This is a genomic window from Catenovulum agarivorans YM01, from assembly GCF_000281085.1.
GTDB lineage: Bacteria > Pseudomonadota > Gammaproteobacteria > Enterobacterales > Alteromonadaceae > Catenovulum > Catenovulum agarivorans.
Genome location: NZ_JH767534.1, coordinates 1 through 12,235 on the forward strand (window position 1 = coordinate 1; position 12,235 = coordinate 12,235).

The following is a 12,235-nucleotide window of genomic DNA, read 5'->3' on the forward strand; positions in this document are numbered from 1 at the left end:
CTGCTCCTAAAACTCTCTGATACATCCGTATAACTTCTAAAGGCAAACTATTTAGTCGTTTTACTGCAAGTTCGAGTAAAAGCATGTAAACTTTTGCTCAAGCTATTTGATGTGTAAACGGACAAGTAAGGTATGTATGAATCTTTTTATGGTTTAAAAGATAAACCATTTCATTTAACCCCAGATCCCACATTTTTCTTTGCAAGTAAATTGCATACACGTGCGCTCTCTTACCTTAAATATGGTATCGGTCAAGGAGAAGGTTTTATCGTCATTACCGGGAATATTGGTACAGGTAAAACAACCATAGCAAATAGTTTGTTGTCCGATTTAGACGAGCAAAATGTCAAAGCTATTCAAATTGTTACGCCTAAACTTAACCCTGACGACTTAATAACAGTAACCGCTGCTAAATTGGGTATAGCGACTGAAAATAGAAGTAAAGGTGAGTTGTTGCAAGGGATCGAAAAAGAGCTAACTCAGTTGGTTAATGCGAATCGAAGAGCGCTGTTGATTGTTGATGAAGCGCAAAACTTGCCAATTGAATCAGTTGAAGAACTGCGTATGTTGTCTAACTTCCAAGTAAATGGAAAGCCGTTATTACAAAGCTTCTTATTAGGTCAGCCTGAATTGCGTGATTTATTGCAGCTGCCATCAATGGAGCAATTTAGACAGCGTATTGTAGCTTCATGTGATTTAAAGCCGCTTAATGCTATAGAGACGCATGAATACATTGAATTCAGAGTAAATGCCGCAGCTGGTAAAGAAATCAAGCTATTTTCTGACGAAGCCATTGAGGCTATTTATCACTTTACCACAGGTATCCCTCGTCGTATCAACACAGTGTGTGATCGCATTTTACTTTTTGGCTTTCTAGAAGAGAAAAATTATCTAACTGAGGTAGAAGCTAAAACAGTTATCGATGAGATAGTTGAAGAATCTGTTGAACAATCACAACCTGCGGACAAACCTAAGACTAGTATCAACGAGGATTCTACAAAAGGTGATAGTACCTACGAAGTGAGTAAAGAAACCTTGCTCGAAGACTTAGCGCCGCCACAAAGCGTGAATGGAAAAATAACTTATCAAGTGCCGCCAGATATCTCACAAGACATTACCCACTTACGTAATATGATCCAAGAGATACGAGCGACTTTAGAAACTTCGATTGAGTATAAATTAAAAGTGAGCCGCTATATTGATAACGCGATAAACAGGAAGTTGAAACAATTGAAGCAGCTAGCAAGTGTAGAAATGGAAGACAACAATCAAAAAGCAGAAGCTGATCTTACTGAGGATGATGTACAAGAAAAACAATAGCTGTCTGAATTGAAATAGCCCAATAAGACCAACAACTGTAGTGGTGTTGTTGGTCACAGTTCCAACTACCAACAATTAAGTGTTGGTTTTTAATTCGGTCAGTTGGTATTTATCAATTAATGAATATAGGGTCGGACGAGTTACACCTAACATTTCAGCCGTTTTTGAGATATTTTGTTCAGCTAAATTATAAGCTTGACGAATTGCATTTGATTCGGCAATTTCACGGACTTCACGTAAATTGAGTGATTTTAGTTCGGTAGATGGATCGCTTGAGTTAACAAATAATCCTAAATCGTCTGCCGTAATAAAAGGTGTATCCGCCATTACGACCGCCGATTTCAGTTTGTTTTGCAGCTCTCGGATATTACCCGGCCATTTATGTTGTAACATAGCTTGTTTAGCTTCATCGCTGAAACCTTTGATGTTTTTATTGTATTGGTCGTTGTAACTATCAATAAAAGATTTTGCCAGCAACAATACGTCATTTTCGCGTTCGCGCAACGGCGGGATATTGATAATCAATTCACTCACTCGGTAGAATAAATCTTCCCTAAAAGTCTGTTCAACTGACATTTGTTGTAAATTTCTATGTGTTGCGCAAATCACTCTAATATCGACTGAAATCTCTTCGCGACCACCCACTCGCTCAATGACTCGTTCTTGTAAAAAACGTAACATTTTAGCTTGAAGTGGTAACGGCATGTCTCCAATTTCGTCTAAAAATAACGTGCCGCCCTGTGCCATTTCAATCTTGCCTTTCGTGGTTTTCGCCGCACCGGTAAAAGCGCCTTTTTCGTAGCCGAATAATTCACTTTCTAGCAAGTTTTCAGGAATTGACGCACAGTTTATCGCAATAAATGCTTTGTTCGCTCTATCACTATGATTGTGGATTGAGCGCGCGAATACTTCTTTACCTGTACCACTTTCCCCTAACAGCAGTGTGGTGATTTCTGTTTTAGCAATTTTCTCTGCTCGTTTAGTTGCGGCCAGAATTGAAGGACTGTTACCAATTATGCTACCCATAGATGCATTAACTTTACTCAAGCGTCGATTTTCGTTTTCTAAATCAACTAAATTAAATGCCCTATGGATAATGGTATTGAGTGTATCTACATCTACAGGCTTTTGATAAAAGTCATATGCGCCTAACTGAATTGACTTTAATGCATGTTCTTTATCCGTATTACCGGTAAGAACAATCACCTTTGTATTCGGTGACAGAGATAATATTTCGGTTAATGCTGCTAACCCTTCTGAAGCATTTGCTGGATCTGGTGGCAAACCTAAATCTAGCGTGACGACTTCAGGCTCGTGTCTTCTTAATTGCGCAATTGCACTAGGTCTATCGTCGGCAAAGACTATTTCGTAGTCAGACAAACCCCATTTTAATTGTTTTTGTATACCTTTATCGTCGTCTACAACCAGTAATCTAGACATTTATATTTTCCTAATCATTTTTATTTTGGTAATTCTAAAATGAATTCCGTACCTAGGTGTTCAGTTGAATTAACCTTTAAGCTGCCGCCTGCTTGTTCGGCAAATAATTTGGCGTCATACGCACCTATGCCCATGCCTGCATTGCCTTTTGTTGTTTCAAAGGGTTTAAACAGTTTATTTTTGATGAAATCCTCAGACATTCCATGACCCGTATCACTAATTATAATTTGAATTGAGCTTGCTAACTCTTTAATTTCAATATTTACCGAGCCATCATCTTTTGTAGCCTGTTGAGCATTGTCGATTAAATGGTATAAAACATTCGTCAGTTTTTCTATATCGACTTTGGCTTGAATTGGATTTTCAGTGAGCAGATTTGGACTCGGCAGTATATTTTGACACCTTTGTTTAATCAAATTACTGACTTCGTCAGTCAAATTAATAGTCGATAAAGTATTATTTTCTTCGGGGGTTTTATTCATCAGTTGAGCGAGCATTTTTTCCATGCGTTTTTTACTGTAACCCAAAGTTTCGAATGTATCGTCAATAAATTCAGGGTTGTGTTTATGTTTTTCTGCGTTAGCCAAAATCATGTCAACTTGAGCAAGGACATTTTTTAAATCATGGATCACGAAAGCTGACATACGACTAAACGCGGCAAATTGGGCATTTTCGGTAATTTGTTTATTAGCTTCGTGTTGAAACAGGTAGTGACCTACTTGGGTTGTTACGACAGACATGTAGTCACGAATTTCCCAATTAAAGTTGATTGATTCGTTGCTACTATTGTTTAAACATACCACGCCCCAGAGTTGCTCCTGATGGAAGATAGGTACTACTACATGAAAACTACTTTTATCTATGTTGTTGTATGGGATTGATAATCCTGGATAATTTTGGCTGTTACTTTGGTAATCTTGAAGATCAACTATCCAGTTTGTTTGTTTAATATAAGGCAAAACTTGCTCTAAGATCGCCATATCTACCGAATCTTGCTTGCTGTTATTGATTGACTTTTGCGCGACTTGTTCTAGCTTGTTATTTTTGTTTTTAAATAAAATACCTTCATCATACTCAATCGAAAATAAAAATACTGTCAAAGCCCTGTTGTAATAATCGTCCTCGCTATTGAGTGGAGCGTTTAGCAAATTTGTCAGGTTCAGCCATTGAACTCGGTAATCGAATTGGTTTGCGAAGAAATGCTTCTCTAAAAATACCTTTACGTTCTTTTTTAATGACTCTGAGATGAACAAGGCAAACAACAAAGTAAAAGCCAAAGCAACAAAAATACTTTGCACCATACCTGTCCATTGCGACTCAATGCTTTTTATGTAATAACCAGCCAGTGCCATTAGAGTCAGATAGATGCCGGCTGCAAATAACAAACTACTTTGGAAAACCATTTCCCGCGATACGTATACTTTTATACCCAAATTTTTTGAGCGTTTAATCGACCATAAAAGAAGTGGAACCAACACAGTATGTAAATAACCACGGGCTAACCACATATCTTCATTGATTTGTAAGACTAAGCTCGCGTTAGCGAAAACAATAAAGTCGAATATTAATATTGTGCCTAGCGCTAGAATAAGTGGTTTAAGTCCCCATAGCTCGTCTTGAGCTTTACGGTAAAGAATTTCTAACAATACTAGAGATATAACCGTAAGAGAAAGGTAGCCAATGTAAAACCAAGCACTGCCAATTAAACCTATTTGCGCAAGAGCGGGTGTAAATAAGGTTACCAGAAGGATAATTTGGCTATAGCGGGCTTTTAATAGAGTTGTTTTGCTCCATTGATTATTGAGTAAGCTCAGTAGCAAGAGCCCTGTGCTGCCAAGACGAAAGCTCTCTACCCAAGTTGTACTTGTAGAGTGCAAATAATTTAAACTTTCCAATAAGTGGACAAAAGACCAAGCAAAGCCACAAATTGAAAAAGCAATAAAAATTTGATGGGTCAAAGTTTTTTGCTTGCTTACTAACGTGAGTAGCAATAATGCTAGGTATGCAAGTGCAGCTGTTGCATAGCCTAGCCAGTTTATAATTTCCATAAATTAAGAGCTTGATTATTAATTTGCTTCGGTCACAATATTAATTAAATACAAGCAAAGCTCAATCAATGTGTCGATATTTTTTACATCAGGTATCTAACACTACCAAGTTTTAGTCGACAAATGCTTAGAATATAACAGTGTTTGTGTGTTGGAATAGATTTTGCTTTAATTTGCTAAAGATAACGAAAATTTACTTTGGCTGTAAAGTTTATTGACAAACTGCAGCTAATAAATGGAGACAGAAGATGTCTAATAAAGTAGAGACAATCGCTAAATCAAATAATGGACGCCGTAGCTTTATTAAAAAAGGTGCTGCGGGTACAGCTTTAATTACAACTATTAGTAGTAAATCTGCTTGGGCTGCATCATGTAGTTGTTCTGGTAACCTTTCTAACAATGCATCTGCTCAAGAGTGGCGGGACGAAAACTGTATAGATTACACGGGATACAGTCAAGGTTCCTGGAGAGGTCATAGGCAAGGACAAAATCCACCAAGCACATGGAATCAAGGCAATAAAGCCGTAGTTTTTAGCGCGTGGAAAATTGGAGGGATGACGAGTTTGGATTCGTTGACGGTAAAAGAATTATTGTCGGCTGAAAACACTTACCTAAGTGAAAATATTTATACTGGTTTTCCTGACACCGACCCTTTGATGCTCGTGCAGGATGCTTTGTGGGACGGTGGTACGTTTAATGCGGAATGGCAGCAAATTATTACAGGTGTTTTGAACGCTACGTTATGGGCTATTCTGTTAAAGTACCCAGGTAATTGTGATCAAGTTAGCGCAGATTTTTATTATCCTTTATCGAAAGCAGGTGTTCTTAGCGCTGATTCGCAAGGCTACTTGTCAGGTTATCATTCACTCTAAAATAATGGCAGTTTCATTTCTTGAAGAGCGATTAGTGGGCAGCGTTGCGTTTTTCTCTACCTTTAGTGGGGAGACGCACTTATTTCCGCCTCCTTTTTCTAATTACTATGTGGATAAAAATAAAATAACTTTAGATGTCTTCTCCGAATCGTTAAGTGATAGTGATAAAACTTTATTTGGTAGTCAGGTGGAATACGCTATTAGTATTGGACTCCTATAAATAAACGGTAGACTGACGTGCATAACATTGTGTGTGGCCCATTTTGTTTTAGTATTGAAACCTCGATTAATTCGGTCGTTAAAGCGATAGGGAGTTTATATACAGAACAAGCTCGCGAATCTGGTGAATTTGTTGATTTTGCAATTGAACTAACATCACCAAAATCAATTAGACGAATAATAAAACCCCAAGTTAATTTCTCTGTGGACGAGCATAATCCTTTTAAACCTTTGCCCTTAGATCATGCCTACCCTATGTTGGAATGGGGGATGAACTGGTGCATTGCGACTAGTGCCCATCAATTTTTAATTGTTCATGCTGCTTCAATTGAAAAAAATGGAAAAGTTATTATGATGCCTGCAGATAGCGGCTCAGGTAAAAGTACACTTACAGCTTTTTTGGTATATAACGGTTGGCGATTGTTTTCTGATGAGCTTAGTTTATGTTCGCTTGACGATGGGTATATGCAACCATTGGCTAGACCAATTAACCTTAAAAATCAATCGATTGATATTATAAAAGAATGTTTACCTTCAGCTATTTTCAGTGCTACTGCTTTTGATACTCATAAAGGAACTGTAGCTTTGTTGAAGGCGCCTGATGATAGCGTAAAACGTATGCATGAAACTTCCCCCCTTAGTGCAATAGTGTTCCCTAAATATATTGCGGGTAGTGAAACAGTCTTACAAGAATGCCATTCTATAGCTGCATTTGAGATGATAATAAAACAAAGTTTTAACTATCACATTCTGGGAGATTCTGCTTTTAGGCTCGTATGTAAGTACTTGCAACAAACTCCGTGTTACCAGTTAACGTATAGTAAATTTGATGAAGCTAACCTCGCTCTATCCGAATTGGTTTAAGGAATTGTGTGACATTATTAATCCAGGTACTTTCCAGTCCTAGCTTAGTAAATTTCTTTACTGAACAGCAATGGAGAGCTCTTGTTGTTCAAGGTAAAAAGGCGAATATGCTTGGATCGTTATATGCATTATTTCTTGATGCGTCTATTGATGTCCCCTATAAGGTAAGGTGGCATTTATCTGGTGAGTTTTTAAGGGTTTCTGCGCAAAAACAGCAAGCTTTATTTGAACTGTTTAAATTGAATGTTGCACTTGAACCTCAAGTTTTGGGAGGGTTCGCGGCGCTTAAAGGTGTTGCTTATATATTGCACGATACTCGTAGTAGTCAGGGGCGAAATTTCTCTGATATTGATATTATTGTGTCGCAATGCCAAGTTAAAAATATTGAATTTAGGTTAAAAGCATTTGGTTGGTTTCGCTCTGAAATAGACGATTACGATGATAAATATTATAGAGAATGGATGCATGAAATCCCCCCTTTAACTCACTCAAAGCGTTTTACAACACTAGACGTTCACCACAATATTCTACCTCGGACTAACAAACAACACTTTGATGCATCGCTATTTGAATTTGTAGAAGTTGAAGTTGAGCATGTTGGTAAAGTTAAAACATTATCTAAAAAAGATATGTTAATTCATTGTGCAGTGCATTTATTTACCGAAAGTGAGTTTCATAATGGTTTACGTGATCTTTATGACCTACATTCAATGATGACGCAATTTCAGAGTGAATCTGAAACCTTTCTGTCTGAATTAGCTGATAGAGCAATAGAATTGGGGTTAGGTAACTACCTTTTTTACGCGGTCAGGTACACCCAGCTGGTTTTTTGCACTGAAGTTCCGACTGAGATTGTAAGTAAATTAGAGCCTTATAAACCTAAGTTTTTAAATGTTTGGGATTTTGCATTCTTAAACGTATTTAAGCCTGATGTAAAAGCTTGTCGAACATGGCGTACACCTATTGCTAAATTTTTAACCTATTGGCGTGGGCACTTAATTCGTATGCCCTTGCGCTTGCTTGTCCCGCATTTACTTAGAAAATCTTGGATGCAGTTACGCGATAAATTTACCAAAGACCCAATTGATGGAGAGCAATTACCTTAGTTGTTTGCTGCTTCCATCAAATCCTTTAAATACCTAACTGGAATGGCATAGGTGATAGCACTTGGATCTGACAAAACATTTTCTTTGCTCTCTTTTACTAACACCTTATTAATTACCGCAATTACTTCGCCGCTATTTTGCAAATAAACAGGGCTGCCGCTGTTGCCAGGGTAAGCAGTCGCGTCCAGTTGATAGGTCATCCACGGGTCTCTTAAACGTTTTAATCTAGCTAAATTGAGTTGAGTGCTATTAGCTGCAGGTATAGCTACAGGTGTAACAGCACTTATTATGCCTCTATGAGTTACAGGATATAAACCTAACACACTGCCAATTGGGTAGCCCGTAAACGCAATTTCAGTACCATCATCAATAAAATCAGTGCTCTTATTTAAGTTGAGTGGTTTAAGTTTGTGTGAGGTTAGCTTTAAAATAGCTAAATCGTGCTCTTCATCAGTTTTTAATAGAGTAGCAAAATCAATTTGTGGGTTTTTGCCCGTACCGATAAACACCACTACAGATTTTTTTTCACCGTCAATTATCTCAGGGATTACATGCTGATTTGTTGCGACTATACTGCCATCACCAATAACAAATCCTGTTCCCAAAACTTGTGCCCGCGGCGAGCCTGTTGGATTAAATAGGCCTATGCCGACGATAGAGGGTTTTATTTGCTTGATGGTTTGTGGCAACTGCTGGCAATGTGCATAAAGTGAGAAAAAACCTAGTATAAATAAGGCGTAACGGGTACATTGTCTAACCATAATACAATAGTCCTTGTTTCTATACACAGTCGCACAAAATGGATTTATTCTTTACACTAAAAAAATTAATTGGTTGGCTAATTTCGCCCTTACCCATATCTATTAGTTTAGCTGTATTTGGCTATGTCTTGCTCTACTGTGCGAATGTTAAACCTAAATGGCCGAAAATGTTTATCGGCTGCGGCTTGCTGTTATTGTTGGTGTCTTCATTACCTATTGTGTCACATAGCTTGATAAAACCAATAGAGTTTAGTGTAAAAAAATTTGACGCGGTTAAAATGCCGACAGTCGATAACATTATTGTATTAGGCTGTTATAGCACTGAAGATAAAGCACTGCCAGATATAGCCAACATTCATGAATGTTCACTTTATCGAATTGTTGAAGCCTATCGTTTAAGTAAAGTTTATCCAAAGGCCGCCGTTATACTCTCAGGTTGGGGTAAGGGAGAAGAGCGAATTTACAGCCATCCGGAATATCTAGCCAACTACTTAATTAAACTAGGTTTGGAACCTCAGAGAATTATGTTGTCTGTTGGGAATAAAGATACTGTTGATGAAGCGATCGCATTAGCGAAATATATGCGTGGTAAAAAGAATTTATTGGTGAGCTCTGCTAGTCACTTTAAGCGAATAAATAAGATATTTGGCCAACAAAAACTTGATTTTACGCCTGTTCCTACCGAATATTTAACTAAAGATGAAATTAAATGGCACTGGCATTTATTATTACCACAAGCAAGCGCGTTGCACACCAGTCAACGAGCTTGGTACGAGTATTTGGGCAATGCATGGGAATCATTAAAACAGATGTTTGCCAGTAGCTAAACGAGATTAATATGGATAACCAAAAACAAATTAAAATTGTCCCTGTGTTTTCAGGTGGCGGCACACGTTTAGCCGCGCATATTGGGATACTGCAAGCGCTTAAAGAGCTAAAAATTTCGTTTGATTGTTTGGTTGGTGTTTCTGGCGGCAGCATCATTGCGTCGCTTTATTGTTCTGGAATGTCGATTAAAGATATAAAACAGCTAGCGTTAGACACTGATTTTAGAAAGTTTCGCGGGTTCAGCCTCATACGTTTGCTCAAAGACGGTGGTCTTAGCTCAGGTGATAAATTCGAAAAGTGGATGGACAAGCAGCTAGGTGGCAAAATATTCTCTGATTTACCGCATAATCTAAATATTTTGGCGACGGACGTAAATGGCGGTGGCCCTGTGGTGTTCAACCGAGAGAACACACCTAATTTAAAAGTTTCCAAAGCTGTGCGTTTTTCTATGTCGATCCCGTTGGTTTTTAGTTTTCAAAAATTTGACAACTATATACTGACAGATGGCGCAATATTGTCGGAAGACGCTCTATTTAATGACTGGGCAGGAGATGGTACGCCAACTATATGTTTTAGATTAAAAAGCCAGCCGATTAAAAAAGAATTGCACACGCAGAGCATTTTTCCATTAAAACGATATGTATTAATGTTAGTGCGTACTTTTATGACAGCTGTGTCGAGAGAATACGTTCAAGCAAACCATTGGCATAGCACGATAATTGTCGATACTGGGAATATTTCGCCTGTTGACTTTACTATCTCGAATGAACAAAAAGAGGAGTTGTTTAAAGCTGGATATTTAACCGCTTTGTCAATTATCCCCAAAAAATTAGTGCAACCAGTCGCAAATTAATAAAGTTTGACTTGTGTTCAGTCAATTTTTTTTACAAGATCAATGTATAAATGTATTTTTATACGGCATTGTTTTATCAATGGTCTGATTTATAAGCGATTTTGTTTTTTGGAACAGTATTTGCTTTGGTTAACAGATAAAGGTTAAGCTGTTTTTAGACAACAAGGTCTGCAAGTTAGGTAAATTATGAAAACACTTTTTTCAGCGGTAAAAGTTGTAGCTATACTCGGTGCGTTGTTTAGTGGCCCAGTTTGTGCGACGCCGATAGATATTGATATGAGTGAATTTACTCATGACGTAAATGCTTCTGGGTTTGGAAGCAAAACAATGGAATATGATAATATTTTTGGCATCAGCGAGTTTGGCCTAGATGGCGATTTGTCTAGTGCTAGTTACATCAAGGACTTTGACGGAGTTAACGAACCTGGAGATTATGGCAAAGACTCGAATGATATAATTGGCCTGTTTTTTGGGCAAGATGGTGTTTCCGATTGGTATTTGGATTTAGATTTTTCTAATGCAAATTTGGTAGCTGGTACTGGTTTCATTCAGTTGTCTGCAATTAGCTCTTGGTATGACCCAAACGATAATAGTCCTCTATTCGATATTAACTTGTTTAGCTTGGATATTAACAGTGTTAATTTTTCATTTAATGGAGACGACATTTTGTATGTCGGTGATGTAAGCGAGATAAATATGAGTTACGACCCGTTTGATTTTTCGGGTAAAAAAGTAACCTTTGAGCTTTTCCAAGCTGCATCTAACGATGGAAATGGCGCTGAATACGACGGTAATGCTTTATTATCATTCAATGTAACTGAGGTTCCAGAGCCTAGCACCCTTGCTCTATTTTCTGTTGTTTTATTATTACTAAGTCGAGTTCGACTTAGTAATAAGTAATTAAGTAAAGTTTATTAGATTTACCTTTTACAAACCTGAGCTATACTAAAGGGTACTGCTTGGGGAGAGAGTATTTATGAGGGCACTACGCAAACTAGCTGAAAAGCCGATTGTCGGACCTGTTGTAAAAGCAGCAATGCGTTATTTTGCCGATCGAGAAGTAGATTCAATCTCTACTCATTTTTCACAATTTTTACAGCCAGTGTTGGCGTATTCTGACGAGCTTAAACAAGATACCTATAAAGTTCGTTACAACGTTTATTGCGATGAGCTGCATTTTTTAGAAGAAAACCAAGTTGGTATAGAAACGGATCATTTTGACTCACACTCTCTCCACTGTGCTATAAAGCACAAACAGTCCGACGCCTATGCTGGCACAGTTCGTTTGGTTTGCTCCTCGAATGAAAAAGAAAAATTGCCAATAGAAGAGTTTTGCCTTAACTCAATTGATAACGATGAAATTCACCCAAGTGATTTTAGCCGGGATAAAATTTGTGAAATTTCACGTTTAGCTATTCCTGCTCAGTTCCGCCGTCGTAACGCGGATAAATTTGCTGGCGCAGCAACCGGTGCAATTAATGAATCTTCGTATTCAGAGAATGAATTGCGTTGTTTCCCTTTTATTGCCGTTGGTTTATATATGTCGTGTGCGTCACTTGCACATCATTCTGGAATCAAGCATTGTTTTGTCATGATGGAGCCAAGGCTTGCACGCAGTTTGCGTTTTGTTGGTATTCCATTTAAACAAATTGGCCCAACGGTCGACTATCACGGCCAGCGTGCACCTTATTATATTAGTAATAAAATTTTAATGGACAGCTTAAGTCCTGGTTTCAAAAAATTGATGTATAAAATTGAGGATGATTTAGAAGGTCAGTTTTTGGCTGCTAGGCAAAATGGTTGGTTAAAGCATGCGCCTTACAACAAGGCGAATCAAGCAAAAAGCTTTGTCTCTACCTCTGGTGAAAGCCTGTTTAAACTATAATGCATCAACTGATCTCAGGGTTTAACTAGAATTATTACC

11 protein-coding genes are annotated in these 12,235 nt (G+C 37.9%); 8 read left to right on the plus strand and 3 right to left on the minus strand.

Annotation, left to right across the window (positions count from 1 at the left end; all coding sequences use genetic code 11):
- Nucleotides 1-132 precede the first annotated feature (132 nt).
- Nucleotides 133-1,320: an XrtA/PEP-CTERM system-associated ATPase gene (locus tag WSC_RS0116350; protein ID WP_016957025.1), complete on the plus strand. Its 1,188-nt coding sequence runs from the start codon at nt 133-135 to the stop codon at nt 1,318-1,320.
- Between the two features lie 75 nt (nt 1,321-1,395).
- On the opposite strand, the gene prsR is transcribed toward WSC_RS0116350, so the two are convergent.
- The gene (gene prsR / locus WSC_RS0116355) at nt 1,396-2,760 is read right to left on the minus strand and encodes a PEP-CTERM-box response regulator transcription factor (protein ID WP_016957026.1); all 1,365 of its coding nucleotides are present in this window, start codon (nt 2,758-2,760) and stop codon (nt 1,396-1,398) included.
- A gap of 20 nt (nt 2,761-2,780) precedes the next feature.
- The gene (prsK, locus tag WSC_RS0116360) at nt 2,781-4,808 is read right to left on the minus strand and encodes an XrtA/PEP-CTERM system histidine kinase PrsK (protein ID WP_016957027.1); all 2,028 of its coding nucleotides are present in this window, start codon (nt 4,806-4,808) and stop codon (nt 2,781-2,783) included.
- 248 nt (nt 4,809-5,056) lie between these two features.
- On the opposite strand from prsK, the gene WSC_RS0116365 reads away from it, so the two are divergent.
- From WSC_RS0116365 to WSC_RS23150, 3 genes are all read left to right on the plus strand, one after another.
- The gene (locus WSC_RS0116365) at nt 5,057-5,680 is read left to right on the plus strand and encodes a hypothetical protein (protein WP_016957028.1); all 624 of its coding nucleotides are present in this window, start codon (nt 5,057-5,059) and stop codon (nt 5,678-5,680) included.
- Between the two features lie 237 nt (nt 5,681-5,917).
- Entirely contained in the window at nt 5,918-6,763 is an 846-nt protein-coding gene (locus WSC_RS0116375) for an HprK-related kinase A (protein WP_016957030.1), read from the plus strand.
- A gap of 8 nt (nt 6,764-6,771) precedes the next feature.
- Nucleotides 6,772-7,869, plus strand: a complete 1,098-nt coding sequence (locus WSC_RS23150; protein ID WP_157447322.1) for a nucleotidyltransferase family protein — start codon at nt 6,772-6,774, stop codon at nt 7,867-7,869.
- Here WSC_RS23150 and WSC_RS0116385 read toward each other — a convergent pair.
- Nucleotides 7,866-8,630, minus strand: a complete 765-nt coding sequence (locus tag WSC_RS0116385; RefSeq protein WP_016957032.1) for a S1 family peptidase — start codon at nt 8,628-8,630, stop codon at nt 7,866-7,868. The genes WSC_RS23150 and WSC_RS0116385 overlap by 4 nt on opposite strands.
- Nucleotides 8,631-8,668: 38 nt before the next feature.
- On the opposite strand from WSC_RS0116385, the gene WSC_RS0116390 reads away from it, so the two are divergent.
- The 4 genes from WSC_RS0116390 (at nt 8,669) to WSC_RS0116405 (ending at nt 12,196) form a co-directional block, all read left to right on the plus strand.
- Complete coding sequence (locus tag WSC_RS0116390; protein WP_016957033.1) at nt 8,669-9,457, plus strand: YdcF family protein; 789 nt, start codon at nt 8,669-8,671, stop codon at nt 9,455-9,457.
- 11 nt (nt 9,458-9,468) lie between these two features.
- Complete coding sequence (locus tag WSC_RS0116395; RefSeq protein WP_016957034.1) at nt 9,469-10,311, plus strand: patatin-like phospholipase family protein; 843 nt, start codon at nt 9,469-9,471, stop codon at nt 10,309-10,311.
- A gap of 186 nt (nt 10,312-10,497) precedes the next feature.
- Nucleotides 10,498-11,211, plus strand: coding sequence for a PEP-CTERM sorting domain-containing protein (locus tag WSC_RS0116400; protein ID WP_016957035.1), 714 nt, complete (start codon nt 10,498-10,500; stop codon nt 11,209-11,211).
- Nucleotides 11,212-11,287: 76 nt separating this feature from the next.
- Nucleotides 11,288-12,196: a PEP-CTERM/exosortase system-associated acyltransferase gene (locus WSC_RS0116405; protein ID WP_016957036.1), complete on the plus strand. Its 909-nt coding sequence runs from the start codon at nt 11,288-11,290 to the stop codon at nt 12,194-12,196.
- Nucleotides 12,197-12,235: the final 39 nt, after the last annotated feature.